Here is a 26,928-nt window from a genome sequence, read left to right on the forward strand (position 1 = left end):
GCGGAGGCGTGACCCGGCATTGACGCGCGCCCCGCCGGTGCTACCCCTTCGCGCCTTGGAATTTCGCTCCCGCACGAGGACGCCCGCGCATGCGCCACATGACCCGCCTTCTGACCAGCCTCAGCGCCGCCGCCCTGCTGGCCATCGACGCTCCGGCCGCCCTGGCCGATACCGCAGCCGTCGCGCCGCCGTCTGGTTCGGCGCAGGCCGCGACTCCGTTCTCCTATCAGGACATGATCGCCCTGAACCGGCTGGGCGATCCGCAGGTGTCGCCGGACGGTCGCTGGGTGGTCTATTCGGTCACCGCGACCGACGTCGTCGCCAACCGCCGCTCTGGCGCGCTGTATATGATGGACCTGCGCGAGGGCGGCGAAGGTCGTCGACTGGCGATCAACGAGGGCGGGGCCAATACCGCGCGCTGGGGCGGCGACGGCAAGCTGTACTTCCTCTCGGGCCGTTCAGACACCAGTCAGGTGTGGCGCGCCAACGCCGACGGCACGGGCGCGACCCAGGTCACGGACCTGGCGCTGGACGTCAACGCCTATCGCCTGAGCCGCGAGGCTGACAAGGTCGCCGTGTCGCTGGCGGTCTTCCCGTCCTGCGCCGACATCGCCTGTACGGTGGATCGCGCCAAGGCGGTCTCCGACGACAAGAGCACGGGCCAGGTCTATGACCGCATGTTCGTGCGCCACTGGGACACCTGGGCCGACGGCACCCAGAACCATCTGTTCGTGCTGAACGTCGACGGGTCCGGCGATCCGGTCTGGGTAACCAAGGGCTTTGACGGCGACACCCCCTCAAAGCCTTTCGGCGACGAGGGCGAGTTCACCTTCGCGCCGGATGGCCAGTCTGTCGTCTTTTCGGCGCGTCAAGCGGGCCAGAGCGAGCCATGGAGCACGAATTTCGACATTTACCGGACCAATGGGCTCAGCGGCGACGGCGCGTTCCAGAATCTGACCGACGACAACGACGCCTGGGACACCGGTCCGGTCTTCTCGCCCGACGGCCGGACGATGGCTTGGCGCGCCATGGCCCGCCCGGGCTTCGAGGCCGACAAATACGCCATCTTCCTGCGCGACGTGGACAGCGGCCAAACGCGCCAGGTCGCGGCCAACTGGGACCGTTCGGCCGACAGCCTGCAATGGTCGCGCGACGGCAACACCCTGTACGTCACCGCCGCCGACGTGGGCCAGACCCGGATCTTCGCTATCGACGCTCGCAACGGCGTGGTCACCCCGGTCACCGGGCCGGGCCATGTCTCGGCCTTCGCCCAGACGCCCTCGGGCTTCGTCTTCGCCCAGGACACCCTGACCCGACCCAGTGAGCTGTTCGTGAAGACCTTCCTCGGCCGCGAGATGCCGCGCCGGATCACCGATGTGAACCCGTCGCTGGACGACAAGGACTTCGGCGAGGCCGAACAGTTCAACTTTGAAGGCTGGAACGGCGAGACGGTGCATGGCTATGTCATCAAGCCCGCCGGTTACGTCGAGGGCCGCAAATATCCGGTCGCCTTCCTGATCCACGGCGGCCCGCAGGGCTCGTTCGGCAACAGCTGGTCTTACCGCTGGAACCCATCGACCTACGCCGGCGCCGGCTATGCGGTGGTGATGATCGATTTCCACGGCTCGACCGGATACGGCCAGGCCTTCACCGACTCGGTCAGCCAGCACTGGGGCGACCGCCCGCTGGAGGACCTGCAGAAAGGCTGGGCCGCCGCCCAACAGCGGTACGGCTTCCTCGACGGCGACAAGGCCTGCGCCCTCGGCGCTTCCTATGGCGGATATATGGTCAACTGGATCGCCGGCAACTGGCCCGGTGAATTCAAATGCCTGGTCAACCACGACGGCGTCTTCGACACCTTCGGCATGGGCTATTCGACCGAGGAGCTATGGTTCACCGAGTGGGAATTCGGCGGCACGCCCTATGACAATCCTCGCGGCTACCAGCAGTTCAACCCGGCCAACCATGTGCAGAACTGGCGCGACCCGATGCTGGTGATCCAGGGCGATCGCGACTACCGCATACCGACCGCCCAGGCGCTGTCCACCTTTACGGCGCTACAGCGCCGAGGCATCGAAAGCCGGCTGGTGGTCTTCCCCGACGAGAATCACTGGGTGCTGAAGCCGGCCAACAGCCTGCAATGGCACAAGGAGGTCTTCGGCTGGCTGGACAAGTATATCGGCCAAGCCGACTGATCCCGGCTTCAGACACGGAAAAGGGCGCACCCTTTACGGGTCGCGCCCTTTTTGTGTCTCCAAGACGGAGGCCGCAATCAGCGGACCGAGGCGTTCGCGCTCATCGTCTGGACCAGTCGAGCGTGCTCGCGCGCCGTCATGCAACGGGGCGCGGTCCAGACCTGGCCGGAAGCGCGCGCGGCCTGAACCTCGCGGGCAGTGACGAAAACCGGCTGGGCGCCGTGTTCGCGCGTGAAGGCGCGTCTGGTCATGGCGTCGGTGCCGCACTGCATCACCACGCGCTGGCTTGAGGCGCGATCGCCCTTGGTGCCTTGATCGTGGGCGACGACGGGGCCAGCAGCGGCGAGAATCAGGCCGACGACGCAGGTCAGGCCGACGGCAGGGTTGGATGCGTGCATGGTTTCAATACCTCCCGAGCACCTGAAAAAGATCAGGACGCGGAGGAATAATGCGCCTGATTCTCTGAATGTAAAGATAATAAGACAGTTAAGCGTCGAAAGTTTGACAGTCGCTCCGGTGCCGGACGACTGACCGAATCCTTTGGCTCGTGCGTTACCCTTGCTCGACCGGAGCGCGAGATTGACCAGGCCATTGAAATGGAACCAGGATTGGTCGGCGCTGCGCCAACGTGTTATCGGTCCTGCCGTGCTGCGCGCGCGCGGATGGCGCGACTGGGTTCGTGACAAAGATCCGGTCTACAGCAGCTTTCGACGACCCGGACCGGCGGAGAAGTGGGCCGCCTCGGTCGGCCTGATCCTGATCGTCACCGCCGCCGTCTTTCTGATGCTGTTCGACTGGAATTGGCTACGCGGCCCAATCGGCCGCTGGGCCTCGACCGAATACGATCGTGAGATTCAGCTGAACGGCGATCTGGACGTCAACATCTTCAGCTGGACGCCCTCGGCGCGAGTCCGGAGCCTGCGGGTCGGTGGCCCCGACTGGGCGCTGAAGCAGGACACCCTGAAGGTCGAGGATATACAGTTGTCGCTGCGTTTGCGCAGCCTGCTGGCCGGGCGTCTCGAATTGCCTCGCGTCGCCATCATCCGCCCGGAAGTCGTCCTGATCGCCACCGAGGACGGTCGCAAGAGTTGGCTGTTCAATCCGGATCGACCCGACGACGGCGACTCGTTCAAACTGCCGCCGATCAATCGCCTGCTGATCCGCGACGGCAAGGTGTCGCTGGACGACCAGGAACGGAACATCAGCTTGAGGGCCACCCTGACCGCGCGCGAGGGCACGGACGGCGACGCCGGCTTCCACCTCGACGGCCGGGGATCGATGAAGGGGACGCCGCTGACGCTGACCGTGCGGGGCGGCCCATTCATCAATGTCCGCCGCGACCGGCCCTACCCCTTCACCGCCGCGCTGGCCGGGGTCGGTACGCAGCTGGAGGCCGAGGGGCGGCTTCTGCGGCCATTCGACCTCGGTCACTTCGACGCGACGCTCAGCCTTCAGGGTCGCGACCTGGCCGACCTGTATCTTCTGACCGGCATCGCCACCCCCAACACCCCGGCTTACCGCCTGAGCGGCAAGTTGACGCGGAACCGTTCGGTTTTCACCTTCAACGACTTCACCGGCCGTGTGGGGACCTCAGACCTGTCTGGCGACGTCAAGGTTTTCAAGGCAAAGGACCGCCGCAAGGTCGAGGCCGACCTGCGCTCCCGTCTACTGGACATTGACGACCTGGCCACCGTTCTGGGCGGAACGCCGCGCGTCACCCCGTCCGGCGACACGGTGACGAGCTCAGGCGTCTCGGGCAAGCTTCTGCCCGACGCCCCTCTCAACGTCAGCCGCCTCAGGGTCATGGACGGCACGCTGCACTATCGGGCCGCGCGCGTGAAGCGCAACGCCTTCGATGTTCGCGAAGTCGACCTGAGGGCCAATCTGGAGCGGGGCATCCTCAACCTCGATCCCGTCGCCTTCACCTTCGACCGGGGCGAACTGCGCGGCACCGCCAGGATCAACGCCACCCGGGCCACCCCCTACAGCGTCGTCGATCTCAGGCTGCGCAACTATCCGTTGGAATCCATCATCCCCGCCCGCAACGGCCAGGCCACGGTGACGGGGCGGACGCTGGGCCGCGCGCGTCTCGAAGGCCCAGGGGCGTCGATCCATGATTTCGCGGCGGCCTCGAAGGGCACGCTGAGTATCGTGGTGCCGCAGGGCCAGATTCGGGCCGCCTTCGCCGAATTGCTGGGCATCAACGTCACCGCCGGCCTCGGCAAGCTGCTGAGCAACGACAGCGGGACGTCCCAGATCCGTTGCGCCGTGGCCGATTTCACCGTCAGCGGAGGCACCGCGCGAGCGCGGACCTTCGTCATCGACACCGAGCCCGTGCTGGCCAACGGAACCGGCACGATCGATCTCGGGGCCGAGACGATGAACCTGCGCATCGACGGCGAGACCAAGGAGGCGCGACTGATCCGGTTGTGGTCGCCCATTCTGATCAGCGGGCCGCTGACCGCGCCGAATATCGGCATCGATCAGGGCTCGGTCGTGGGTCAGGTCGGGCTGGGCGCGGCGCTGGGCGCGCTGATCAATCCGCTGGCGGCCCTGCTGGCCTTCGTCGATCCCGGCCTGGCCGAGGACGCCAACTGCGGCGCCCTGATCGCGGCCGCCCGTTGAGCCGAACGCGCTGTTCGTGCGTAACTGGGCGCGTCGTTCAACTTTCAGGGACTCCATGACCCGTCGAGGACTCATCGCCCCCGCGCTCGCCGCCTTGGTCGCCGCCTGTTCGCCGCTGGGTGCCCTGAACGTGCTGGCCCCGCGCGACAAGGGCGTGCGCCGTGTCGCGCAGGGCGTCAGCTATGGCGAAGACCCACGCCAGACCTTCGACGTCCTGGCCCCGACGACCCCGTCCGTGCGACCTTGGCCGATCCTCGTCTTCTTCTATGGCGGAGGCTGGGATTCCGGGCGGCGCGACCTCTATGCCTGGGCCGCCCATGCCTTGGCGGCGCGCGGTTTCGTCGTGGCCGTGCCGGACTATCGGGTCGTGCCGCAGGTGCGTTTTCCGGCCTTCATCGAGGACGCGGCCGACGCGACCGCCACGGTCGGTCGCCTCGCCGAGACTTGGGGCGCGGACCCCGCGCGGCTTGGGGTCATCGGCCATTCCGCAGGGGCGCATCTGGCGCTGATGATCGTGCTGGATCGCCGATACATGGCCGCTGCCGGCGCGCCGAACCTGATCAAGGCCGCCGCCGGTCTGGCCGGACCCTATGATTTCCTGCCGTTCGACGTGCCCGCCTCGGTCAACGCGTTTGGCCGCGCGCCCGACCCAACTTTGACACAGCCGGTGACCTTCGCCCGCGCCGACGCCCCGCCGATCTGGCTTGGACACGGGACGGCCGACGTCGTCGTCCACGCCGAGGACACCACCATATTGTGCGACCGGATGAAGGCCGTCGGCGGCCGCTGCGAGGCGAAGCTGTATCCTGGCCTGTCGCACGAGGATCTCATAACCACCCTCTCGCCCCTGTTCCGCAAGAAGGCGCCGGTGCTGGACGATGTCACGGCCTTCCTGCTCCGCGAGTTGGGCTGAGCGCTCAAGCCGGAGGATGACGGAAGCTGGGCCCGACGCGCTCGAGCCGCGAGCGACCGCGTCGCGAGCATAGCGCCAGAAAGACAAGCGGCGCGAAGCGTCGCCGTCTCGCCAAAGTCGTTATCTTCCGCTAATCAAGGCCATGACAGACATGAAGAACGCCGCGATGACGGCTGATGCGGCGCTGGATCGCCTCGAAACGCTCTACTCACAATCGGTCTCCAACCTCCGCTCAGCGGTCGGGACCTTTCTTGAGACGGGCGAACGCGCCGACGCCGGGGCGCGGGCGAAAGGCCTGTTTTCCTATCCCGAGCTACGGGTCAGCTGGTACGGCGAACGGCCCGAGAATCTGGCGACCCGGGCCTTCGCGCGCCTGTCGCGGCCGGGCGTCTATTCGACCACCATCACCAGACCGGACCTGTACCGCCCCTATCTGATGGAGCAGCTGGGCCTGCTCCAGGCCGACTATGGCGCGACCTTCGACGTCATGCCTTCGGAACAGGAGATTCCCTTCCCCTATGTGATGGACGGCTCGGACGTCGTCCTGGACCGCAGCCAGACCGCGACCGTCGCCCGCTACTTCCCGACTACGGACCTGGCCCACATCGGGGACGAGATTTCAGACGGCATGTTCGATCTGACCAAGGCCTTCCCCCTGTCCCAGTTCGACGGCCTGCGCACTGACTTCTCGCTGGCCCGCCTGCGCCATTATACCGGCACGCCGGTCGAGGACGTGCAGAGCTACATCCTGTTCACCAACTACAACCGCTACGTCGACGAGTTCGTGCGCTGGGCCTGCGCCCAGCTGGCCGATCCGAACAGCGCCTATGAGAAACTGGTCTGCGCCGGCGGCATCGAGATCACGCGCAACACGCCAAACCCCGAGACGGCGGTCATGGACGCGGCCTGGAAGAAGCACCAGATGCCCGCCTATCACCTGACCGCGCCGGGGCATCGCGGCATCACCCTGGTCAATATCGGGGTCGGCCCGTCCAACGCCAAGACCATCTGCGACCACTTGGCGGTGACCCGCCCGCACGCGTGGATGATGATCGGCCACTGTGGCGGCCTTCGCCCGAGCCAGAGCATCGGCGATTATGTTCTGGCCCACGCCTATCTGCGCGACGATCATGTGCTGGACGCGGTGTTGCCGCCCGACATTCCCATCCCCTCGATCGCCGAGGTCCAGCGCGCGCTTTACGACGCCGCCAAGATGGTCTCGGGCGCGCCCGGCGAAGAGGTCAAACGCCGCCTGCGCACCGGCACGGTGGTGACCACCGACGACCGCAATTGGGAGCTGCGATATTCCAAATCAGCCCTGCGCTTCAACCAGAGCCGGGCCGTGGCCATCGACATGGAGAGTGCCACCATTGCCGCCCAAGGCTATCGCTTCCGCGTGCCCTACGGGACCCTGCTGTGTGTGTCGGACAAGCCGCTGCACGGCGAGATCAAGCTGCCGGGTCAGGCCAACCGCTTCTACGAGGGTTCCATTTCCGAACACCTGCAGATCGGCATCCAGGCCGTCGACCTGCTGCGCGCCGAGGGCAACCGCCTGCATTCGCGCAAGCTGAGGGCCTTCGACGAGCCGCCGTTCAGATAGGTTCGCGTTCTCACTCCCCTTAAGCAGGGACGGTGATCGCACAGCGACCGGGCGGGGAATGTCAGCCGCGCGCCCCACCCGGTCGCCGCTTCGCGTCGGCATCCCTCTCATAAATGGGGAGGAAGCCCCGCTACTTCTTCAGACGCTTCGCATTGGCGACGGCGGTCTTGTGGATCGGGCGCAGCGCCTCGGCCTGGCCCTTGAGCAGTTCGCTGTTGAGGGTCAGCATCTGGGCCGCGGCGCGGCCCCACCAGCCGACGGCATAGCTGTACTGGGCCTGCATCGCGCCGGCCGGGGTCGCGGAAGAGGCGATGGCCGTGGCGGCGCGGCTCGCCAGACTGGCTTCGGTCATGACACTGGTACCCAGTCGACCGCCGATGTCGCCGAAGGTCTTGCCCATGGCCGAGGCCGAGGCCGACAGGGCCTCGACCTTTTCGGTGCTCATCAGCGACATTTCCTTGAGATCGACCTTGCGCGGATCGGTCATGCCGGCGGCCATGATTTCCAGCCGGGCGTTGATAACGTCGCCCGCAGCCTGCAGCATTTCTCCCCCCGACAGAGCGGTTTCGGCCGCGTGGACGCCGTCGCGGGTCAGGCGGCGGCCGGTCTTGATGGCTTTGTCGAGCTTGGTCATGCGCCGAGCTTAGACCATTTTCGATTCAGGTCGAAACGACCCGAATCCAGAAAACGGTCCAGAATCAGGGCGGAGCGAAATCACCACGCAGGCAAGACCTCGGCGGAGAAGTTGGCCACATCCTTGAGCAGGGCAGGCGCGGCGGCGTCGATGATGGTCTGGCCTTTCTCGGGGCTGGCCTGACCCGGGTCCGAGCCGATCCGGCCGTCCGGGAAGCGGGCGCGATAGTCCAGGGCGTCGCGGATCGGTCCGACCGGCGCGATCCGGGGCGAATAGTCGGCGGTCTTGATCCGATCCGGCCAGGCCGCCTGGGTTACGGCGATCTCGGACGGCGTCGCATGCATTCCGTGGCCGGTCGGGAACATCGTATTGCACAGGCCCATGACGCCCGGCAGGTCCCACCAGTTGCGAAGTTTCAGCACGAACGGTGGCTGCGCATAGGGGTTCGCCAACGGCTCGCGCGAGGCGCCAGCCTGCTTGAGCGACGCATGGCCGTACGACCATTCGGCGTAAATTTCGGCGAAGGTCGCCTCTATGGTGGCGACGTTTCCGCCGTGGCCGTTGAGGAAATAGATCCGCTCGAAGCCATGGCGGCTTAGCGACGACACCCAGTCGGTGATCGCCGCCATAAAGGTCGAGGGGCGCAGGGAAATGGTGCCGGCGAAGGCCAGATGATGCTGGGCCATGCCGATGTTGAAGGTTGGGGCGACGATCAGGCCGTCGTCCGTCTTTTCGGCGGCGTGGGCGATGATTTCAGGGCACATCCAGTCGGTGCCCAGCAGGCCGGTCGGCCCGTGTTGCTCGTTCGAGCCGATAGGCACGACGACGGTCTTCGTGGCCTTCAGCCGCGCGTCGATCTCGGGCCAGGACGACATGTGGATCAGCATGGATGGTCTCCCGAGACACGACAAAGGGCCGAATACGCCGATTGACGCTGGTTCGCCAACGTTCCACTGGCGTGATCATGATCAAACCCGTCACACTGAAACGAAAGGCTGGGCCAAAGCGCCCGCCGCCCGCCCTCCGCTGGCCGCCGGATGAGGATCGGGTCGAGGCGATCTTCGAGCGGCTGGCCGCCGTCATGCCCGATCCCAAGACCGAGCTGACCTTCTCCAGCCCCTACACTCTGGTGGTCGCGGTGGCCCTGTCGGCCCAGGCCACGGACGTCTCGGTCAACAAGGCCACCGCCAAGCTGTTCGCCGTCGCCGATACGCCGGCGAAAATGCTGGCCTTGGGGGAAGAGGGCCTGATCCCCTTCATCGCCTCGATCGGCCTGTTCCGGGGCAAGGCGCGCAACGTCATCGCCCTGAGCCGGATCGTGCTGGAGCGGCATGGCGGCGCCGTGCCGCTGAACCGCGCCGATCTTCAGGCCCTGCCCGGCGTCGGCCGCAAGACCGCCAGCGTGGTGCTGAATGAACTGGGCATCGAGGCCGCCATCGCGGTCGACACCCATGTGTTCCGCGTCTCGCACCGGCTGGGGCTGGCCAATGCCGGCACCCCCGACAAGGTCGAGGCCCAGTTGTTCCGCGTCGTGCCCGAGCACTGGCTGCCCAAGGCGCACCACTGGCTGATCCTGCATGGTCGCTACACCTGCACGGCGCGGAAGCCGAAATGCGGGGGATGTGTGATCAGCGACGTCTGCCCGTCGCGGGCGGGGCTGATGGCGGCGGGGGAGGCGGCGTAACTCGTCCTTCTCCCGTTGTGAGAAGGTGGCGCTCAGCGCCGGATGAGGGTCGGTTGGTTGCAGCGGCGAAGCCGCCTCCGGCCGTAGACCCTCATCCCTTTCGCGCAAGAACGCCGGCTGCCCGTCGTGTGCTCAAGCCCTCTCCCAAACGGAGAGGGAGGTCAGAGCCGAGCCCGCACCGCTTTCGCGAACCGCTTCCCGCCCTCTGGCGCGGAGCTTAGGTAGAAGTCCGGCTCGATAAGTTCGGCCTCCATCAACAGCCAGCCGCCGTGGGCGTCGGGGGCCATGTCGATGCGGGCATAGAGCAGGTCCTCGCCGATGGCCGCCAGTGTCTGCTCCGCCAGCGCCAGCGCGCCGGCGGGCGGCTCGGCCAGCGCTGCATAGCCGCCGCCGTACTGGACCTGGACCCGGAACTCGCCCGGGACCGGTCGCTTGTTGACGACGTGGCTTAGCTTGCCGCCGAAGAACAGCAGGGAGGTCTCCCCCTCGCTCTCGATGGTCGGCAGATAGGGTTGGATCATCGCCGGGCCCTCGGGCGCGCCCTGCATGGCCTCGCCCCGCGCCAGTCGCAGCGTCCGGTAAGCCCCGCCCGAGACGCGCGGCTTGACCACGATCCGGTCGGTGCCGAAGCGGTCGAAGGCTGCGTCCGCATGGTCTTGCGTCGGGCTGTCGATCCAGACGGTGTCGGGGATGGCCACGCCCTGTTCGGCCAGCAGGCCCAGATAGGATTTGTCCGAATTCCACGCCAGCACGGATGGCGGGTTCAGCATCCGCAACCCGGCCGCCGCCCAGGTTTCACAGGCCTGCATCCAGCGGTCGTGATCGCGGTGATAGCCCCAAGCGATCAGCGGCAGGACCAGCGGAAACCGCATCAGACCGGCGGCATCGCCGACGTGGTCGGTCCATGGCGTCGGGACGGCGGTCAGGCCGCTCGTCGCAAGGGCTTCGGACAGCCGTTCCAGCACGCCCGGCCACTGGCCGGCGTAGGAGGGGTCGGAAGGGGCGGGGGTCAGGACGGCGATCTCGGTCATGCGCGCCTCATAGCGAACGGGCGACGATTGCATAAGGCATTCCTTATGGGTTTTCGGGTGACGCCGGGCCGGTCGTCCGCTAAGGGCGGCCCATGATCCAGAACCCTCTCTACGACGTCTGCGCCGTCGGCAACGCCATCGTCGACGTCCTCGCCCCGTGCGACCCGGCCTTCCTTGAGGCGCAAGGCCTGACCGCCGGATCGATGCAGCTGGTGGACGCGAACCAGAGCGCCGCCCTGTATGATGCCATGGCGGCGGGCGTGGAGGCCTCGGGCGGCTCGGCCGGTAATACGGTGGCGGGCGTGGGCGCGTTCGGCGGGCGCGCGGCCTATATCGGCAAGGTCGCCGATGACCAGCTGGGCGTCGTCTTCACCCACGACATCCGCGCCGCCAGGGTGCATTTCGAGACGCCGCCGCTGAAGAACGGCGCGACGTCCGGCCAGGCCACCGGCGTCTGCATGATCAACGTCACGCCTGACGGCCAGCGCACCATGTGCACCTTTCTGGGCGCCGCCAACCAGTTGTCGGCCGACGACGTCGACGCCGCGCTGATCGGGTCCAGCGCCATCGTCTATCTGGAAGGCTATCTGTTCGACCCGGCCCCGGCCCGCGCCGCCTTCGAGGCCGCCGCCGCCGCCGCTCACGCGGCTGGACGCAAGGTCGCCATCACCCTGTCCGACGCCTTCGTGGTGCATCGCTGGCGCGCGGAGCTGCTGGCCTTCATCGAGGCCTCGGCCGACATTGTCCTGGCCAATGAGACCGAGTTGGCGGCCCTCTTCGAGACGGATGATTTCGACGCCGCTTCCGCCCGCCTCGCCGCCATGGTCGAGATCGCCGCCGTCACGCGCGGAGCCGCCGGTTCGGTGGTCCTGTCGGGCGACGAGCGCGTCTCCGTCGCCGCCTTCCCGGTGGACAAGGTGGTCGACACCACCGGCGCCGGCGACCAGTACGCCGCCGGCTTCCTGCTGGGCCTCGCGCGCGGCCTGTCGCTGGAGGACGCCGGCAAGCTGGGTTCGCTGGCGGCCTCCGAAGTCATCGCCCACTGGGGACCCCGCCCGATGACCTCTCTTGAGGCGTTGGCGAAACAGAACGGCCTGAAGCTGCGTTCCAGACACAGCGACGTCGGCTAGGATCGCCTGATCGTCACATACAGCGCCCCGTCGCCGCCGTGGTGGCGGGCGGCGGGGGCGAAGCCGGAGACGACGCCGCGCAGGGCCGGACCTTGCAGCCATTCGTGTACTGAGGCACGGATGACGCCGGTCCCGCCCCGGCGGCCTTGGCCGGTGATGACCAGCACCGAGCGGTAGCCGCGCGTCTGTGCGCCGAGCAGGAAGGCGGTCAGGGCGTCCTGGGCCTGGAAGCGGCCGAAGCCGTGCAGGTCGATCCTGGCCTCGATCGGATCACGTTCGCGCGACAGGCGGCGCTGGCGGCGGGGTTCCAGTTCCTCGGGCAGGCCGCGCGGACGAGTCGCGCCGGACACGACCGGCGCATAGGCGGGCGGAACCGCGCGCGCCTTGACCGCGCCTTTCAGACGGGGCGCAGCAGGCGGATCGACCACGGCGGCGCCCGGAATGATGAGGGTGGCCTTCTTCGGTCTGGCGGGCGTGACTGATCCGGCGACCCGCGCCCAGATGCGGCGATCCTCGGGGCTCAGGTCGTCACGACGACTCATGTCGTGCCGGGCGCGTTTCCGTCGACGTCCTCATCGGATCCCGCGTCCTGCGGACCGGGCTCGTGGACCAGCAGGTCGCCCGGTTGGCAGTTCAGCTCGCGGCACAGGGAGTCGAGCGTGGAGAAGCGGATGGCGCGCGCCTTGCCAGTCTTCAGGATCGAGAGATTGGCCAGGGTCACGCCCACGCGGTCGGCCAGCTCGGTCAACGACATGCGCCGTTCGAGAAGGATGCGATCAAGCTGGACGCGGATAGCCATGGGCCCTCCTACCCGCCGCGCGTCGGGTCGAAAAGAGCGGAGCCTTTTGAGCGCGCGGCCATGTCAAATGGTCAGTTCGGATTCGCGGCGCAGGCGCGCGCCTTCGCGGAACACTTCGGCGAGCACGAAGACGACCAGAACGGAAAAAGCGGGGGTGACCAGATCGAACAGGCCGGGAGCGTCCATCTCGCCGCGCGCCAGCCGCGCCACCAGGGTCTGGCCGATCCAGGCGCCGCCGGTGACCGTGGCCAGGGTCAGGCCGATCTGCTTCAGACGACTGACGTTGGCGGGCTGGAAGGGGTCGCCGATGTGCAGGGAGAGAATGATGCGGCGCAGCTGGCGGAGGATCAGGGCGAAGCCGCCGAAATAGCCGACGAAGGCACCGAAGCCGAACAGGATGTAGGCGCGGGAGACAGGAATCTCGGTGCCGCCCGATTCATCGCTGAAGATCAGGCCGGTTGGGCCCATGGGCAGGAAGAGTGTGATCACGAAGGCCGCGGCCATCACGATCATCAGGGCGATGGTCAGCCAATAGGCCACGCCGAGCGCCACGTTCAGTATGCTGGACATCGACCCCGGGCCCATCGCCCGCAGGGCCGGCACGCGGATCCCGATCAAAGGCGTCTTCGGGATTCGCATGGGTCGGCCTCTTTTCGTCAGGCCGGGAAGGGCGCGATCGCCGCGCGGGGTCCGGCGAACCCACGCGCGGTCTTATTCATCGCGTGTGTCATGCGGATCGTCAAAGCTCCGTTGAACCGGGGATGGCTCAGAGGGCTTGTACGATTATGGCGACCAGGGCGGTCGGCAGCGAGGCCAACAGAAAGGCGTTAAAAATTCCGTGGCCGATCTTTTCGATGAAGTTGGAAACCTTCATGGTGTGCATAGTCGTTCTCCGTTAATCCTGAGCGGGGATGTTTTCACCCCCTGTTGGTTGTGCCGCTGCATCGATCTTGCCGTTTTGGCTAGCATCGGGGAACGTCGCGGCCTCCGTTCTTGAAAACATAGATAGGCCGTGCGAAGCGGAAAATCACGTTACATATCGTTTAACGATATTAAACTTTGGCAATGCATTGTTACGGGCGCGTGATCGGGATGAAGCTTAAACTTATCAAGGGGATGCGGCTGGTCGCAGCGACTCACAATCCGGGCAAAGCGCGCGAGATCGCGACTTTGCTGAAGGGAGATTACGTGGTGGTCACGGCCGGCAGCCTGAATTTGCCTGAACCCGAGGAAACCGAGGCGACTTTCACCGGCAATGCCCTGCTCAAGGCGCGTTATGCGGCGGAACGGTCGGGCGAGGTTTCGTTGGCCGACGACTCGGGCATGTCGGTCTCGGCGCTCGACGGCGCGCCGGGCATTTTTTCCGCGCGCTGGGCCGGACCGGACAAGGATTTCGCCTTGGCCATGAAGAAGGTTGAGGATCGTCTGGGGGAAATCGGCGCGGACGACCGTCGGGCGTGGTTCACCTCGGCCCTCGCCGTGGCATGGCCCGACGGTCCGGCGGTGGTGGTCGAGGGGCGGGTCGACGGAACCCTGACCTTCCCGCCGCGCGGCGACAGCGGCTTCGGCTATGATCCCATCTTCATCCCGAACGGCCACACCCGGACCTTCGGCGAGATGGATCCGGTTCTTAAGGACGCCCTCAGCCACCGCGCCTTGGCGTTCGCCAAGCTGAAGGCGGCGCTGATTGACTGAGTCCTTTCCCGACCCCGGGCCCGACCCCGGGAATGACGTCGCCCTTTACGTCCACTGGCCTTACTGCGCCCGCATCTGCCCCTACTGCGACTTTAACGTCGTGCGCGCCAAGTCCGACAAGGATGTGGGCCGGTTGGAAGAGCAGGCGGCTCTGGTCAAAGCCATTCTCGCCGACATGGAGGCGCAAGGCTCTCTGACCGGCCCGCGCCGTCTGGCCTCGATCTTCTTCGGTGGTGGTACACCGTCGCTGATGGACCCGGACGCCGTCGGCCGCGTCATCTCGCGGGCCAGGGCACTTTTCCCGCTGAACGGGCCGATAGAGATCACGCTGGAGGCCAATCCGACCGACGCCGAGGCAGACCGGTTCGCCGCCCTCGCCGACGCCGGGGTCAACCGCCTGTCCATGGGGGTGCAGGCGTTGGACGACGCTGCGCTGGCCTTCCTGGGCCGCAACCATTCGGCGGATGAGGCCCGCCGTGCCGTGGCCGTCGCGGGCCGCGCTTTCGACCGGCTGTCGATCGACCTGATCTACGCCCGGCCGGGCCAGACCGTTGATGGCTGGCGCGCCGAACTCACCGAGGCGCTGGACCTCGGCTTTGAGCACGTTTCGCCCTATCAGCTGACTATAGAGCCGACGACCGCCTTCGGCCGGGCGGTGGCCCGTGGGGTCTGGACCCCTCCCGACGAGGACCTGTCAGCCGCCCTGTACGAGACGACGCAGGCCGTGCTCGGACGTGCGGGCTTCGAGGCCTATGAGGTCTCCAACCACGCCAGCGGCGTCGCGGCTCGCTCGGCCCACAATCTCCACGTCTGGCGCGGCGGGGACTATCTCGGCGTCGGCCCGGGCGCCCACGGGCGGCTGACGCTGGGCGGGGCCCGCACGGCGACGGTCGCGCACCGGGGGATCGGGGACTATGTCTCTGGCGTCCATTTGGGGGCGTCGTGGAGCGAGCGTGACACACAGTCCTCCCGCGATGCTGCCGAAGAGCGGGTGCTGCTGGGTTTGCGCACAGTGGAGGGCGTCGCGCTGGCGAATTTGGAGGTTCTCGGCCGAGCGCCAGACGCGGAGCCGCTCGCCGGTCTGACCGCCGACGGCTTCCTGGAGATCCGCGCCGGCCGGGTCATCGCCACCCGTACCGGCCGACCCGTGCTGGACGGGGTGCTGAGGGCCTTACTGATATGAGGCCATTCGCAGTCCGGTCCGGAGTTCCGCCAAGGTTGGGGAGCCGCCAGCGCAGGCTGCCCGCAGTGCAACAGTCGTCGAAGCATGTTACGGGTTGCTGCTGGCCGGAGAATACGATGCGTGTGATTGCACTCCTTGTCGTCGCGACGGCATTGGCTTCCCCAGCGGCGGCTCAGACCACCACCGCTGGCAGGTATTCCGTCGCTTTTGCCATGACCGATGATGGTAAAGTGGTTGATGCGCCCTCCCTGACAATCGCTACGGGTGGATCAGCGAGAATGCAGATTGATGGACGCTATCGCATTGACGTTACCTTGAGTCCGCTGTCCAACAATCAGATGCAGCTAGAGACGATCATCTCGCGGCCAGAGGCCGGTGAGTGGATAGTTGTCGGTCGCCCAGCCATGACGCTGGCGGAAGATGGGCAAGCCAGTTTGCGAGTGGCTGACGCGGGATGGGACGTCATCGAGGTCGGAATCCAACCTGAAGAAAGTCTCCCGCGCTCCTGAAGCTCTGGTTGGATCGGGCAGCCAAAGATCGCCTGATCGAAATTTATTCCAACCTCTGTCCATGATTTCGCGGGGCTATTTGACAAAGTCCACTGAGGGTCGAAACCGACCTAAGGCACCGCCCGCTCTCGACGGCTCTTGAGCCGCGGTGCCCTCGCTGGCACGATCCCGCCGATGCCAGAGTCCGTCAATGATCCCTCGCCCTTCCCGCCGACCGCCCCGCCGCCGCGCCGCGTGGCGTCGGGGCTGTATCTGGTGGCCACGCCGATCGGGAACTTGCGCGACATGACCCTGCGGGCGCTCGACGTGCTGGCCGCCGCCGATCTGGTGCTGGCCGAGGACACGCGGGTGACCGCCAAGCTGCTGTCGGCCTATGGGCTGACGGCGAAGCTGGAGCGGTGCGACGACCACGCCTCCGCCCGCGCCGCCGAACTGGCCATCGAACGGCTGCGCGACGGAGCGGTGGTGGCGCTGGTGTCCGACGCTGGCACGCCGCTGGTCAGCGATCCCGGCTTCGTCGTCGCCCGGGCTGTGATTGAGGCGGGGCTGCCGGTGCATCCGATCCCCGGTCCGTCCAGCCTGCTGGCCGCCCTGTGCATCGCCGGCCTGCCCGCCGATCGGGTGCTGTTCGCGGGTTTCCTCCCGCCGAAGTCCGGCGCGCGACGGGCGGTGCTTGAGAGTGTCCGCACCAGCCGCCAGACGCTGGTCTTCTTCGAAAGCGGACCCCGTCTGGCCGACAGCCTGGCCGACATGGCAGCCGTCCTCGGACCGCGTCCGGCCGCCGTGGCCCGCGAGCTGACCAAGCTGTTCGAGGAGTGTGTGCGCGGCCCGCTGGACCAGCTGGCCGTCGACCCGCGCTGCCGGTCGCCCAAGGGCGAGATCGTCATCGTCATCGGTCCCGTCGCCGGGGAAGAGGCGTCCGAAGCCGACGCCGACGCGGCCCTGACCGAGGCCCTGAGCCGTCTGCCGCCCGGCGAGGCCGCAGCCGAGGTGTCCAAGGCGCTTAACCTGCCACGCAAGCCGCTCTACAAGCGGGCCTTGGAGATTCAAGGCCGGTGAGCGCCGACCGGCCCGCGACCCGCCTCAAGGCCCCCAAGGTCGTCCGGACCAAGCGCGGCTGGCGCGTCGCCCTGGGAGCCAGGGCGCACAAGGCGGGGCATGCCTCGGAATGGCTGGCCGCACTGCTGCTGATGGCGCGCGGCTATCAGATCCTGGGCTTTCGTTTGAAGAGCAAGGCGGGAGAGATCGACATTCTCGCCCGTCGCGGCCGCACGCTGGCCGTCGTCGAGGTCAAGCGCCGCGCCACGCTGGAACAGGCACTCGCGGCGCTGAGCCAAGACCAGCACCGTCGCCTGCTGACGGCCGGCCGGGCGGTGTTGCGTCAAAGACCCAGCTTGGCCGGACATCTGTTGCGGATCGACGTGGTGGCGCTGGCTCCCGGCCGGTTTCCGCGCCATCGTCGCGGCGTGGAGCCATTGGGGATGGGCCGCCCGTGACGCGCGACGACGCCGAAAAATTGCTCTTTGAGGCCGGACAGGCCGAGGACGACGACTTCCCCCTGCTGGAAGCCGCCATCGCCTGCGCCATCCACGACTATCCCTTCCGCGATCCCGAGCCGGTCCGTACCCTGGCGCGCAACGCCGCCGAACGTCTGGCGGAACGCGGTTCTGGAGAGAGTCCCGACGACGCCCTGGCCGAGACCATGGCCGCCGACCTGCGGCTGAACGGCGACCTGCTGACCTATGACAGCGCGGCCAACACCGACGTGATCGATGTGGCCGAGCGGCGGCGGGGCCTTTCGGCTTCGCTGGCCGTCTTCTATCTTGACGCCGCCCGACGGGCGGGGATCAAGGCGCAGGGCGTCGACTTTCCCGGCCATTTCCTCTTGCGGGTCGAGACGCCCGGCGGCCCGGTTGCGCTGGACCCCTTCAGTCAGGGCCGGGTGGTGATGCCGTCCGAGCTGACGCGGCGGGCGCTGAGGGCCGGACTGACCCCGCACGTCGCCGACCGGTTGGACGTGCTGATGGCGCCGGTCAGCGATCGTCAAGCCCTGATCCGCCTTCAGAATGTGCTGTTCAGCCGTGCCATCCGGAGCGGGGATTACGAGAGCGCGGAGCGTTCGGCCCTGCGCCGCGCCCTGCTGGACCCCGACGACCATCGCCCGTGGCTGGACGTCGCCTCGGCGCGCGAGAAGCAGGGCGCGCTGGCCGGCGCATTGGACGCGCTGTCGCGGGCTCGCTCGCCGGACGATCCGTTCGAGGCCCACCGGCGCATCAGCGTCGACCGCGTGCGCCTTCAGCTTAATTGAGTTGGCCCGACGCCCTTCGGGGGGGCTTGAGTCCGGACCAGGGTTGCGTCGGCCGCCCAGCCTGCCCATTAGCCAAGCCGTCGCCCTGTTCACGTGCGATCAGCAAGGACAAGCCGGATGCTCAAGGTCGCGATCCAGATGGATCCTATCGAGGCCGTCAACATCGAGTCCGACACGACCTTCCTGCAGGCCATGGAGGCGCAGAACCGGGGCTATCCGATGTGGGTTTATGACGTCCGCACGCTGGCGCTGGAGGACGGCCAACTGTTCTGCCGCGCCCGGCCGGTGGTCCTGCGCGAGATCGTCGGCGACCATGTCACCTTTGGCGAGGAGACCAAGCTGGACCTCGGCCGCGACGTCGACGTCATCCTGATGCGTCAGGACCCGCCGTTCGACATGGCCTATGTCACCGCTACCTATCTGCTGGAGACCGTCCATCCCGCGACACTGGTCGTGAACGACCCGAGGGAAGTTCGCAACGCGCCGGAGAAGCTGCTGGTCACCCGCTTTCCCGGCCTGACGCCGCCGACGCTGATTTCATCCGATCCGGTCGCATTAGTTGATTTTCACGCGCGGCACGGCGACGTGGTGCTCAAGCCCCTGCACGGCGCGGCGGGCTCGGGCGTGGTCAAGCTGAAGGCCGGCGATCCCAATCTGGAAGCCCTGATCGAAATCCACGCGACGGGCAGCCGCGACCCGCTGGTCATCCAGAAATTCATCCCCGCCGTGGAGAAGGGCGACAAGCGCATCATCCTGATCGACGGCGAACCGGTCGGGGCCATCAATCGCATCCCCGCCAAGGGCCAGGTTCGCTCCAACCTGCGCGTCGGCGGCACGGCGGCACCGGTTGAACTGACCGCCCGCGATCGGGAAATCTGCGCCGCCATCGGCCCGACGCTGAAGGCTCGCGGCCTGATCTTCGTCGGCATCGACGTGATCGGCGACTATCTGACCGAGATCAACGTCACCTCGCCGACCGGCGCCCAGCAGTTGAAGGTGTTCACCGGCGTCGATGCGGCGGCCCTGATGTGGGACGCGATTGAGAAGAAGAGGGGCGAGCGGCGAAGGGCGAGGACCTGACCGGCGCTATACCTCTCCGGCAGCCTCCACGCGAATTTCGACCTTCGACCTTCAACCCGCGCCTTGCCAACCGCGTCAGTTCGTGACTTGTTCCTTCTCGCATAGCGGGAGGAATACATGCTCGCCAGCATGGTGACGGTGGCGTACGAAGGGGTGGACGCGCGGCGCGTGGACGTTCAGGTCCAGCAGCTGTCCAGCGACCAGTCGTCCTTCACGATTGTCGGCCTAGCCGACAAGGCGGTGGCCGAGAGCCGTGAGCGGGTGCGGGGCGCCTTCGCCGGCATCGGCCTGGCCATGCCGTCCAAGCGTATCATCGCCAACCTCGCCCCGGCCGACCTGCCCAAGGAGGGCAGCCATTTCGATCTTCCCATCGCCTTGGCCCTGCTGGCGTCGATGGGCGTGATCCCGGCGGACGCCCTGGCCGGATGGGCGGCGGTTGGCGAGCTGGGGCTGGACGGCCGGATCGCGCCGGTGGGTGGGACCCTGCCCGCCGCTGTGGCGGCCGACGCCATGGGGCTGGGCCTGATCTGTCCCGAGGCAAACGGGCCGGAGGCGGCCTGGGCCGGCGAGGTGGCGGTGCTTGCCCCACGCTCGCTGATCGGACTGGTCAACCATTTCAAGGGCACCCAGGTGCTGCGCCGGCCCGAGCCGGGGGCGATGCGCTCCGGTGCTCGCGTGCCCGACCTGCGCGAGGTCAAGGGACAGGAGAGCGCCAAACGGGCCCTGGAGATCGCAGCGGCGGGCGGGCACAACCTGTTGTTCATAGGACCGCCGGGATCCGGCAAGTCGATGATGGCGGCGCGCTTGCCGGGCCTGTTGCCGCCGCTGACGCCCAAGGAACTGTTGGAGACGTCCATGGTCTGGTCTGTGGCGGGTCTGATCGAGCGCGGCGGCCTGACCCGCGACCGGCCGTTCCGCTCGCCCCACCATTCGGCTTCCATGGCGGCGCTGACCGGCGGTGGACTGCGGGCCAAACCGGGCGAGGCGTCGCTGGCCCACAACGGCGTGCTGTTCCTGGACGAACTGCCGGAATACTCCGCCCAGGCCCTCGATTCCCTGCGCCAGCCGCTGGAGACGGGCGAGATCGTGGTTGCCCGGGCCAACGCGCACGTGCGTTACCCGGCTCGGTTTCAGCTGATCGCCGCCATGAACCCGTGTCGCTGCGGCTTCGGCGGGGGTGGCAAGGGGGCGTGCGGCAAGGCTCCGCGGTGCCAGCGCGACTATCAGAATCGTATCTCCGGCCCGATGTTCGACCGCATTGATCTGACGGTCGAGACGCCGCCGGTCACCGCCGCCGACATGGCCCTGCCGCCGCCAGCCGAGGGCACGGCGGAGGCGGCCGCCCGGGTGTTTGCCGCGCGGGCGATGCAGGAGGATCGCCTGCGCGCCGCTGGTATCGATCCGGACGTCGCGCGGGATCAGGCCGTCAACGCGAGGGCATCCGGCGAGACGCTGGACCGGTTCGCCACCCCGGACGAGGCGGGCCGCGCCCTGCTGATGCGGGCGGGCGAGGCCGGCGGACTGACCGCGCGGGGGTGGACACGCACGCTGCGGCTGGCACGCACCATCGCCGATCTGGACGGTTGCGACGGCGTGCTGCGCCGACACATCGCCGAGGCGCTGGTCCATCGTCGCTCAACAGTCGGGGCCCAAGGCGATTTTGAGCGTCAGTCCGCAGCCGCCCATCCCGCGCCGGCCTTCTGATTCGGGTTTGAGCGGGCGTTAACATATTTCGCGGCATGGTCGTGGTCCGGGGAGGGCGACGATGGCGCGGCAAGTGAAAATCAGCGAACCGGTGGAAGCGGCCAATGCGGAGCATCAATTCCTGCGCCTCATGAGCCATGAGATGCGGACGCCGTTGAACGGCGTGATCGGCATGCTCGGGCTGGTGTCCCGCACCCGGCTGGACGGCGCCCAGCGCGCCTATGTCGAGGCCGCCCGATCCTCGGCCGAACATTTGCTGGGCCTCGTCAACGACCTGCTCGACTATGCCCGGCTGGAAGCCGGCAAGCTGGAATTCGACGCCGCCCCGGTCGATCTGGAGACCATGGTGCGCGGCGTCGCCGAACTGCTCAGCCCCAGGGCGCACGACAAAGGGCTGGAGATCGCCTGGTCGGTCGCCGCCGACGCGCCGGACATCCTGGCCGACGAGGGCCGGTTGCGTCAGGTGCTGTTCAACCTGGCCGGCAACGCGGTGAAATTCACCGAAACCGGCGGCGTCCGCATCTCCATTGAACGCGTCAACGGCCCGGCCAAGACCCCGCGCCTGGCCTTCATCGTCGACGACACCGGTCCAGGCGTGCCGCCGGAAGCCCGGGCGCGCATCTTCGAGGAGTTCGGCCACGTCGACGCTTCGGACGCCAGCCGGTTCGGCGGCGCCGGCCTGGGCCTGGCCGTCGTCAGGAAACTGGCCGGCGCGATGGGCGGCAAGGTCAGCGTGGCGGATCGCCCCGACGGCCCGGGCGCGCGCTTCCGCTTCGAGGCCGCCTTCCCTTCGACGCGTGAGACGCCCGAGCGTCTGCGCTGCCTCGACGGCCACGCCGTATCGGTGGTCAGTCCCGACGCTTTCGTCCGCTCTGCCACCGTGGCGCAGATCGAGGCTTCGGGCGGGACGGTCGCCCCCCAGTCCGCCGTGTGCCTGATCGATCACGCTTCCCGCTCGGCCGGACAGGGGTTGGCGTCGCGTCCCGCCACTGGCCGCGCCATCGTCCTGCTGAAGCCGTCAGAGCGCGATCTGATCGCGCGGTACCGGTCTCAGGGCTTCCACGGCTATCTGATCAAGCCGCTGCGTCGCGCTTCGCTGGCCGAACGGGTACTGGCCGCCGTCGGCGCGCAGAGCCCTCTGCAGCCTGGCCTGCCGCCGCCGCCACCGGTCGATGACGACCGCGTCGTCACCGCGCGCTTCTCGGGCACTCGTGTCCTGCTGGTCGAGGACAATCCGGTCGGCGCCTTGCTGGCAGCGACCCTGCTGAAGCGTGAGGGCTGCACGGTCGAGACCGCCGCCAGCGGGCACGAGGCCGTCGATGCGATGAAGCGGGCGCGCTACGATCTGGTCTTTATGGACATGCGGATGCCGGGCATGGACGGTCCCACCGCGACCCGCGCCATCCGCGCCCGGGGCGACGGCACGCCGATCATCGCCCTGACCGCCAACGCGTTCGTCGAGGACCGCAAGGCCTGCCTGGAGTCCGGCATGAACGACCATCTGGTCAAGCCGCTCGAGCTCGAGGCGCTGCGCGTGTCGCTCGCCCGCTGGACGAACCGCATCGACCGCGCCAAGGTCGCCGTCTGACAAGACGCCAAGTTCGTGACTGGGGGGCGTCCGGAGACGCCGCCTGATGACCGACCGCCCGACGCCTGTCGCCGAAGTGGCTGCCCTGGAGACGGCGCCCAAAGGCCTGGGCGTGCTCAAGGCCGCCTTCCGCGAGCGCCGAACCCTGGCCATGCTGCTGCTCGGCTTTTCTGCCGGTCTGCCGTTCGCCATGCTGTTCGGCACGCTGAACGCCTGGTTGTCCGAGGAAAAAGTGTCGGTGGCCACCATCGGCATACTCTCCTGGGTCGGCCTGTTCGGCGCGTTCAAATTCCTCTGGTCGCCGACGGTCGGCCTGACTCCGCCCGGGATCGGGCGGATGGGACGGCGCCGCGCCTGGATGGTCATGTGCCAGATCATCGTGGCCGCTGCGTTCGTGATCATCGCGCTGTCGCAGCCAGGCGGCGGCGCCATCGGGTTGCTGGCGCTGGCGGCGGCGCTGGGGGCCTTCGCCTCGGCGACGCAGGACATCGTCATCGACACCTGGCGGATCGAGGTGGCCGACGATGTCGTGCCCGTGGATCTGCTGTCGGCCGTCTATCAGTTTGGGTTCCGCACCTCCGGCCTGATCGGTGGCGCGGGGGCGCTTGTCCTGGCGGACAATTTCGGCTGGCCGGCGACGTTCATCGGCGGCGCGGCGTTGATGGGCCTGGGCCTGATAGGGACCCTGATCGCGCCGGAGCCCCGGCCCGCGCCCAAGGAGGCCGTGGCGCGTGAACGGCTCGGCTCGCCGATCCTGCGCAAGGCGGCGCTGGGCCTCACCCTGCTGACGTGGGGCTGGGCCGCCTTCATGCTGATCCGCTTCATGGTCAGCGCCCTGACGACGACGCCGGCGCCCAGCGCGGGGACGTTCATCCAGACCTGGGGTCCGTGGATCGTAGGCGGAGCCGTGCTGCTGCCCGCGGGCCTGGCCGGCTTCATCGTCTGGCGTGGCAAGGGGACGGCGCAGACCGTGGCCAGCGAGGCTCCCTCGTTCACGAACACGCTTTACGACGCCGTTCTCGCGCCGCTGGTCGAACTGATGGGCCGGCTGGGCTGGGGCGCGCTGATCGTGCTGGGGCTGATCCTGAGCTACCGGATCACCGACGGGGTCTGGGGCCCGTTCGCCTTTCCCTTCTATCTAGGAGCCGATGGCGGGGCGCTGGGCCACACGCTGACCGAGGTGGCGCTGGCGTCCAAGACGTTCGGTGTCTTCATGACCATTCTGGGCATCGCGCTGGGTGGATGGGCGCTGCTGGTGCTGGGGCGGATGCCGTGCCTGTTGATCGGAGCAGTGCTGAGCGCGGCGACCAATCTGCTGTTCATGGACCTAGCCATTGGCGCGCCCAACATCGGGCCGTTCATGCAGGCGACGGGGCTGTACGCCCTGTTCGGGACGTTCGGGGTCGGCGAGCCCTTGGCGCGGCTGATGCTGGCCATCACTGGCGAGAACGTTGCCGGCGGCTTCGCGGGGGCAGCCTTTGTGGCCTATCTGTCGGCCTTGTCCAACAAGCTGTTCGGCGCGGTCCAGTTCGCGGTCTTCACCTCTCTGGCCCTGTTGATCGGCACCCTGGGCCGGGCACCGATGGGCGAGATAGTGGACACCCAGGGCTTCGCGCCAATGTTCCAGTTCGCCGCCCTGATTGGAATGATCGCGGTGGTGTTCTGCGTGCTGGAATGGATCCGTCTGACGGCCGAACGGCGCAGGCTGGGCCTGACCTCCTGATCGCTTGGCCGCCTGACCCGTCAGCCCTCCGCCACCACGCCCTCTTCATAGGCGGCGAAGGTGGCGGCGGTCATGATTTCGGTGACCGAGGCCCCCAGAGGCACGATCTGGACCGACTTCTCGAGCCCCACCAGCAGCGGGCCGATGACGGTGGCGGCCCCCAGCGACTGGACCAGACGCGTCGAGATGGAGGCCGAATGGATGGCCGGCATGACCAGCACATTGGCGTCGCGGCTCAGGCGCATGAACGGATAGTTGGCCCGCGCCTCTGGATCGAGCGCCAGCTCGGGCGGCATCTCGCCTTCATATTCGAAGTCGACGCCCCGGGCGTCCAGGATGCGGATGGCCTCGCGGACCTTTTCGCCCCGGTCGCCCGGAGGGTTGCCGAAGGTGGAGTAGGACAGGAAGGCGACGCGCGGCGACCGGCCCAGCTTGCGCACCGTGGCGGCGGCCTGGATGGCGATCTCGGCCAGTTCCTCGGCATTGGGCAGTTCGTGGATCGAGGTGTCGGCCACGAACAGGGTGCGGCCCTTGGCCAGCAGGATCGACAGGCCGATCATCCGTTCACGGACGTCCAGCACGCGCCGGACCTCCTTCAGCGCCATGTTGAAGTTGCGGGTGACGCCGGTGACCATGGCGTCGGCCTGGCCGCGGGCGCACATGGTGGCCCCGAAATAGTTGCGGTCCTGATTGATCATCCGCTGGACGTCGCGCCTCAGATAGCCGCGACGTTGCAGCTTCTCGTAGAGCCAGTCGGTGTATTCGGCGTTGCGATCGCTGACGCGGGCGTTGACGATCTCGATGCCCAGATCGTCGAAATTCAGCCCGGCCTCGGCAGCGTTCTGGCGGATCAGGTCCTCGCGGCCGATCAGGATGGGCGTGCCCAGCTCGGCCTGTTTGAAGCCCCAGGCGGCCCGGATGACGGCGGTCTCCTCGCCCTCGGCGAAGACGATGCGTTTGTTGGGCGCGGCGCGCACAACCGAGCTGATCCGCTGCATCAGGGCGGCCGACGGATCGACGCGCTGGCGCAGCTCGGTGCGGTAGGCGTCCATGTCCTCGATCGGCTTGCGCGCCACGCCCGAGTCCATCGCCGCCTGGGCGACGAAGGGCGGGATGTACCAGATCAGTCGCGGGTCGAACGGGGACGGGATGATGTAGTCGGGGCCAAAGCGCAGCTTGCGTCCGCGATAGGCCATGGCGACCTCGTCGGGCACGTCTTCGCGGGCGAGAGCGGCCAGCGCCTGGGCGCAGGCGACCTTCATCTCATGGTTCACCCGGCGGGCGCGCACGTCCAGCGCGCCGCGGAAGATGTAGGGGAAGCCCAGGACGTTGTTGACCTGGTTGACGTAGTCGCTGCGTCCCGTGGCCATGATGGCGTCGGAGCGGACCGACAGCACGTCCTCCGGCGTGATCTCCGGGTCCGGATTGGCCATGGCGAAGATGATCGGATTAGGGGCCATGGAGGCCACCATTGCCTTGGTGATCGCACCCTTGGCCGACAGACCCAGGACCACGTCGGCGCCGACCATGGCTTCGGCCAGGGTGCGGTGCGGGGTGTCGGTGGCGTGGGCCGCCTTCCACTGGTCGACGTTGTCGCGGCCCTTGTAGATCACGCCGTCGCGGTCGACGATGACGGTGTTCTCGGCCTTGACGCCGACCGCCTTCATCAGGCCGATCGAGCTCAGCCCTGCGGCACCGGCGCCGGCGAGGACCACCTTGATGTCCTCCAGCCTCTTGCCGGTGATGTGGCAGGCGTTGATCAGGCCGGCGGTCGAGATGATGGCGGTGCCGTGCTGGTCGTCGTGGAACACCGGGATGTCCAGCAGGTCCTGAAGTTCTGACTCGATGACGAAACATTCCGGGGACTTGATGTCCTCCAGATTGATCCCGCCCCAGGTGTCGCCGATGTTCTTGACCACGGTGACGAACTCGTCCGGGTCGGTGGTCTTGACCTCGACGTCGAAGCTGTCGACGTCGGCGAAGCGTTTGAACAGCACGCATTTGCCCTCCATCACCGGCTTGGACGCCATATGGCCGAGGTTGCCGAGGCCGAGGATGGCCGTGCCGTTGGAGATGACGGCGACCAGATTGCCCTTGGCCGTATAGTCGTAGGCCTTGTCGACATCGGCGGCGATGGCCAGCACCGGGACGGCCACGCCCGGCGAATAGGCCAGCGACAGGTCGCGCTGGGTCGCCATCGGCTTGGTCGGGGCCATGGAGATCTTGCCCGGCGTGGGCGAGCGGTGGAACTCCAGCGCGTCCGCGTCGGAAAAGGTCTGTTTGTCGGTCTGCTCGGGCATGGGGGTCTCTGGGGGTTCGACCCCGTTTCTAGACCACTTTTGCTTCAGGTCGAATCGACCTGAATCCAAAAAATGGTCCAGAATCATGCTGGAGCGAAATCTGAGCCTTGATGGACTGCGTCCATCAAGACGGATTTCGCTCTAGACCACTTTTGCTTCAGGTCGAATCGACCTGAATCCAAAAAATGGTCCAGAATCATGCTGGAGCGAAATCTGAGCCTTGATGG

Annotated in this window: 24 protein-coding genes; 16 read left to right on the forward strand and 8 right to left on the reverse strand. The window is 67.5% G+C overall.

Annotation, left to right across the window (positions count from 1 at the left end; genetic code table 11):
• Nucleotides 1-89 precede the first annotated feature (89 nt).
• The gene (locus ACESMO_RS11130) at nt 90-2,195 is read left to right on the forward strand and encodes a prolyl oligopeptidase family serine peptidase (protein WP_372708210.1); all 2,106 of its coding nucleotides are present in this window, start codon (nt 90-92) and stop codon (nt 2,193-2,195) included.
• Nucleotides 2,196-2,272: 77 nt separating this feature from the next.
• Here the strand turns inward: ACESMO_RS11130 and ACESMO_RS11135 are convergent, their stop codons facing one another.
• Entirely contained in the window at nt 2,273-2,593 is a 321-nt protein-coding gene (locus ACESMO_RS11135; RefSeq protein ID WP_372708211.1) for a hypothetical protein, read from the reverse strand.
• A 181-nt stretch (nt 2,594-2,774) separates the two neighbouring features.
• Here ACESMO_RS11135 and ACESMO_RS11140 point away from each other — a divergent pair, with 181 nt between their 5' ends.
• From ACESMO_RS11140 to ACESMO_RS11150, 3 genes are all read left to right on the forward strand, one after another.
• On the forward strand, nt 2,775-4,820 hold the full coding sequence (locus ACESMO_RS11140) for an AsmA family protein (protein ID WP_372708212.1): 2,046 nt from the start codon (nt 2,775-2,777) through the stop codon (nt 4,818-4,820).
• Nucleotides 4,821-4,875: 55 nt separating this feature from the next.
• Nucleotides 4,876-5,733, forward strand: a complete 858-nt coding sequence (locus ACESMO_RS11145) for an alpha/beta hydrolase (RefSeq protein ID WP_372708213.1) — start codon at nt 4,876-4,878, stop codon at nt 5,731-5,733.
• 151 nt (nt 5,734-5,884) lie between these two features.
• Nucleotides 5,885-7,333, forward strand: coding sequence for an AMP nucleosidase (locus ACESMO_RS11150; protein ID WP_372708235.1), 1,449 nt, complete (start codon nt 5,885-5,887; stop codon nt 7,331-7,333).
• A 130-nt stretch (nt 7,334-7,463) separates the two neighbouring features.
• Here the strand turns inward: ACESMO_RS11150 and ACESMO_RS11155 are convergent, their stop codons facing one another.
• Complete coding sequence (locus ACESMO_RS11155) at nt 7,464-7,967, reverse strand: polyhydroxyalkanoate granule-associated phasin (RefSeq protein WP_372708214.1); 504 nt, start codon at nt 7,965-7,967, stop codon at nt 7,464-7,466.
• Between the two features lie 80 nt (nt 7,968-8,047).
• Nucleotides 8,048-8,854, reverse strand: coding sequence for a creatininase family protein (locus ACESMO_RS11160; protein WP_372708215.1), 807 nt, complete (start codon nt 8,852-8,854; stop codon nt 8,048-8,050).
• A gap of 77 nt (nt 8,855-8,931) precedes the next feature.
• On the opposite strand from ACESMO_RS11160, the gene nth reads away from it, so the two are divergent.
• Entirely contained in the window at nt 8,932-9,651 is a 720-nt protein-coding gene (nth, locus tag ACESMO_RS11165) for an endonuclease III (RefSeq protein ID WP_372708216.1), read from the forward strand.
• A gap of 161 nt (nt 9,652-9,812) precedes the next feature.
• Here the strand turns inward: nth and ACESMO_RS11170 are convergent, their stop codons facing one another.
• Nucleotides 9,813-10,682 carry a RimK family alpha-L-glutamate ligase gene (locus tag ACESMO_RS11170; RefSeq protein ID WP_372708217.1) on the reverse strand — a complete coding sequence of 290 codons (870 nt, stop codon included), beginning with the start codon at nt 10,680-10,682 and terminating at the stop codon, nt 9,813-9,815.
• Nucleotides 10,683-10,774: 92 nt separating this feature from the next.
• On the opposite strand from ACESMO_RS11170, the gene ACESMO_RS11175 reads away from it, so the two are divergent.
• The gene (locus ACESMO_RS11175; protein ID WP_372708218.1) at nt 10,775-11,812 is read left to right on the forward strand and encodes an adenosine kinase; all 1,038 of its coding nucleotides are present in this window, start codon (nt 10,775-10,777) and stop codon (nt 11,810-11,812) included.
• On the opposite strand, the gene ACESMO_RS11180 is transcribed toward ACESMO_RS11175, so the two are convergent.
• From ACESMO_RS11180 to ACESMO_RS11190, 3 genes are all read right to left on the reverse strand, one after another.
• On the reverse strand, nt 11,809-12,354 hold the full coding sequence (locus tag ACESMO_RS11180; protein WP_372708219.1) for a Smr/MutS family protein: 546 nt from the start codon (nt 12,352-12,354) through the stop codon (nt 11,809-11,811). The two genes, ACESMO_RS11175 and ACESMO_RS11180, sit on opposite strands and share 4 nt — an antisense overlap.
• The gene (locus ACESMO_RS11185; protein WP_372708220.1) at nt 12,351-12,611 is read right to left on the reverse strand and encodes a helix-turn-helix domain-containing protein; all 261 of its coding nucleotides are present in this window, start codon (nt 12,609-12,611) and stop codon (nt 12,351-12,353) included. The genes ACESMO_RS11180 and ACESMO_RS11185 overlap by 4 nt, the downstream gene beginning before the upstream one ends.
• A 63-nt stretch (nt 12,612-12,674) precedes the next feature.
• Nucleotides 12,675-13,250: a DUF2975 domain-containing protein gene (locus tag ACESMO_RS11190; protein WP_372708221.1), complete on the reverse strand. Its 576-nt coding sequence runs from the start codon at nt 13,248-13,250 to the stop codon at nt 12,675-12,677.
• Nucleotides 13,251-13,703: 453 nt separating this feature from the next.
• Between ACESMO_RS11190 and rdgB the strand changes: the two genes are divergently transcribed.
• The 10 genes from rdgB (at nt 13,704) to ACESMO_RS11240 (ending at nt 24,401) form a co-directional block, all read left to right on the forward strand.
• Nucleotides 13,704-14,306: an RdgB/HAM1 family non-canonical purine NTP pyrophosphatase gene (gene rdgB, locus ACESMO_RS11195; RefSeq protein WP_372708222.1), complete on the forward strand. Its 603-nt coding sequence runs from the start codon at nt 13,704-13,706 to the stop codon at nt 14,304-14,306.
• Nucleotides 14,299-15,489 (forward strand): radical SAM family heme chaperone HemW, encoded by a 1,191-nt coding sequence (gene hemW / locus ACESMO_RS11200; RefSeq protein ID WP_372708223.1) that lies wholly within the window; start codon nt 14,299-14,301, stop codon nt 15,487-15,489. Before rdgB ends, hemW begins: the two co-directional genes overlap by 8 nt.
• A gap of 116 nt (nt 15,490-15,605) precedes the next feature.
• Nucleotides 15,606-15,998: a hypothetical protein gene (locus ACESMO_RS11205; RefSeq protein WP_372708224.1), complete on the forward strand. Its 393-nt coding sequence runs from the start codon at nt 15,606-15,608 to the stop codon at nt 15,996-15,998.
• A gap of 174 nt (nt 15,999-16,172) precedes the next feature.
• A complete protein-coding gene (gene rsmI, locus ACESMO_RS11210) occupies nt 16,173-17,057 on the forward strand; it encodes a 16S rRNA (cytidine(1402)-2'-O)-methyltransferase (RefSeq protein ID WP_372708225.1) in 885 nt (294 codons plus the stop codon).
• On the forward strand, nt 17,054-17,494 hold the full coding sequence (locus ACESMO_RS11215) for a YraN family protein (protein WP_372708226.1): 441 nt from the start codon (nt 17,054-17,056) through the stop codon (nt 17,492-17,494). The genes rsmI and ACESMO_RS11215 overlap by 4 nt, the downstream gene beginning before the upstream one ends.
• The gene (locus ACESMO_RS11220) at nt 17,491-18,306 is read left to right on the forward strand and encodes a SirB1 family protein (RefSeq protein ID WP_372708227.1); all 816 of its coding nucleotides are present in this window, start codon (nt 17,491-17,493) and stop codon (nt 18,304-18,306) included. Before ACESMO_RS11215 ends, ACESMO_RS11220 begins: the two co-directional genes overlap by 4 nt.
• Nucleotides 18,307-18,423: 117 nt before the next feature.
• Nucleotides 18,424-19,386: a glutathione synthase gene (gshB, locus tag ACESMO_RS11225; RefSeq protein WP_372708228.1), complete on the forward strand. Its 963-nt coding sequence runs from the start codon at nt 18,424-18,426 to the stop codon at nt 19,384-19,386.
• Nucleotides 19,387-19,503: 117 nt separating this feature from the next.
• Complete coding sequence (locus ACESMO_RS11230) at nt 19,504-21,090, forward strand: YifB family Mg chelatase-like AAA ATPase (RefSeq protein ID WP_372708229.1); 1,587 nt, start codon at nt 19,504-19,506, stop codon at nt 21,088-21,090.
• Between the two features lie 61 nt (nt 21,091-21,151).
• Nucleotides 21,152-22,678, forward strand: a complete 1,527-nt coding sequence (locus ACESMO_RS11235; protein ID WP_372708230.1) for a response regulator — start codon at nt 21,152-21,154, stop codon at nt 22,676-22,678.
• Between the two features lie 46 nt (nt 22,679-22,724).
• Complete coding sequence (locus ACESMO_RS11240) at nt 22,725-24,401, forward strand: MFS transporter (RefSeq protein WP_372708231.1); 1,677 nt, start codon at nt 22,725-22,727, stop codon at nt 24,399-24,401.
• Between the two features lie 20 nt (nt 24,402-24,421).
• On the opposite strand, the gene ACESMO_RS11245 is transcribed toward ACESMO_RS11240, so the two are convergent.
• Nucleotides 24,422-26,701 carry an NADP-dependent malic enzyme gene (locus ACESMO_RS11245; protein ID WP_372708232.1) on the reverse strand — a complete coding sequence of 760 codons (2,280 nt, stop codon included), beginning with the start codon at nt 26,699-26,701 and terminating at the stop codon, nt 24,422-24,424.
• Between the last annotated feature and the right edge of the window lie 227 nt (nt 26,702-26,928).

This window comes from Brevundimonas sp. (genome assembly GCF_041688735.1).
Classification (GTDB): domain Bacteria; phylum Pseudomonadota; class Alphaproteobacteria; order Caulobacterales; family Caulobacteraceae; genus Brevundimonas.

Coding starts and splice junctions, on each gene's coding strand:
- ACESMO_RS11130 (WP_372708210.1), top strand. CDS start 90: ATGCGCCACATGACCCGCCTTCTGACCAGCCTCAGCGCCGCCGCCCTG.
- ACESMO_RS11135 (WP_372708211.1), bottom strand. CDS start 2,593: ATGCACGCATCCAACCCTGCCGTCGGCCTGACCTGCGTCGTCGGCCTG.
- ACESMO_RS11145 (WP_372708213.1), top strand. CDS start 4,876: ATGACCCGTCGAGGACTCATCGCCCCCGCGCTCGCCGCCTTGGTCGCC.
- ACESMO_RS11150 (WP_372708235.1), top strand. CDS start 5,885: ATGAAGAACGCCGCGATGACGGCTGATGCGGCGCTGGATCGCCTCGAA.
- ACESMO_RS11155 (WP_372708214.1), bottom strand. CDS start 7,967: ATGACCAAGCTCGACAAAGCCATCAAGACCGGCCGCCGCCTGACCCGC.
- ACESMO_RS11160 (WP_372708215.1), bottom strand. CDS start 8,854: ATGCTGATCCACATGTCGTCCTGGCCCGAGATCGACGCGCGGCTGAAG.
- nth (WP_372708216.1), top strand. CDS start 8,932: ATGATCAAACCCGTCACACTGAAACGAAAGGCTGGGCCAAAGCGCCCG.
- ACESMO_RS11170 (WP_372708217.1), bottom strand. CDS start 10,682: ATGACCGAGATCGCCGTCCTGACCCCCGCCCCTTCCGACCCCTCCTAC.
- ACESMO_RS11175 (WP_372708218.1), top strand. CDS start 10,775: ATGATCCAGAACCCTCTCTACGACGTCTGCGCCGTCGGCAACGCCATC.
- ACESMO_RS11180 (WP_372708219.1), bottom strand. CDS start 12,354: ATGAGTCGTCGTGACGACCTGAGCCCCGAGGATCGCCGCATCTGGGCG.
- ACESMO_RS11185 (WP_372708220.1), bottom strand. CDS start 12,611: ATGGCTATCCGCGTCCAGCTTGATCGCATCCTTCTCGAACGGCGCATG.
- ACESMO_RS11190 (WP_372708221.1), bottom strand. CDS start 13,250: ATGCGAATCCCGAAGACGCCTTTGATCGGGATCCGCGTGCCGGCCCTG.
- rdgB (WP_372708222.1), top strand. CDS start 13,704: ATGAAGCTTAAACTTATCAAGGGGATGCGGCTGGTCGCAGCGACTCAC.
- ACESMO_RS11205 (WP_372708224.1), top strand. CDS start 15,606: ATGCGTGTGATTGCACTCCTTGTCGTCGCGACGGCATTGGCTTCCCCA.
- rsmI (WP_372708225.1), top strand. CDS start 16,173: ATGCCAGAGTCCGTCAATGATCCCTCGCCCTTCCCGCCGACCGCCCCG.
- gshB (WP_372708228.1), top strand. CDS start 18,424: ATGCTCAAGGTCGCGATCCAGATGGATCCTATCGAGGCCGTCAACATC.
- ACESMO_RS11230 (WP_372708229.1), top strand. CDS start 19,504: ATGCTCGCCAGCATGGTGACGGTGGCGTACGAAGGGGTGGACGCGCGG.
- ACESMO_RS11235 (WP_372708230.1), top strand. CDS start 21,152: ATGGCGCGGCAAGTGAAAATCAGCGAACCGGTGGAAGCGGCCAATGCG.
- ACESMO_RS11240 (WP_372708231.1), top strand. CDS start 22,725: ATGACCGACCGCCCGACGCCTGTCGCCGAAGTGGCTGCCCTGGAGACG.
- ACESMO_RS11245 (WP_372708232.1), bottom strand. CDS start 26,701: ATGCCCGAGCAGACCGACAAACAGACCTTTTCCGACGCGGACGCGCTG.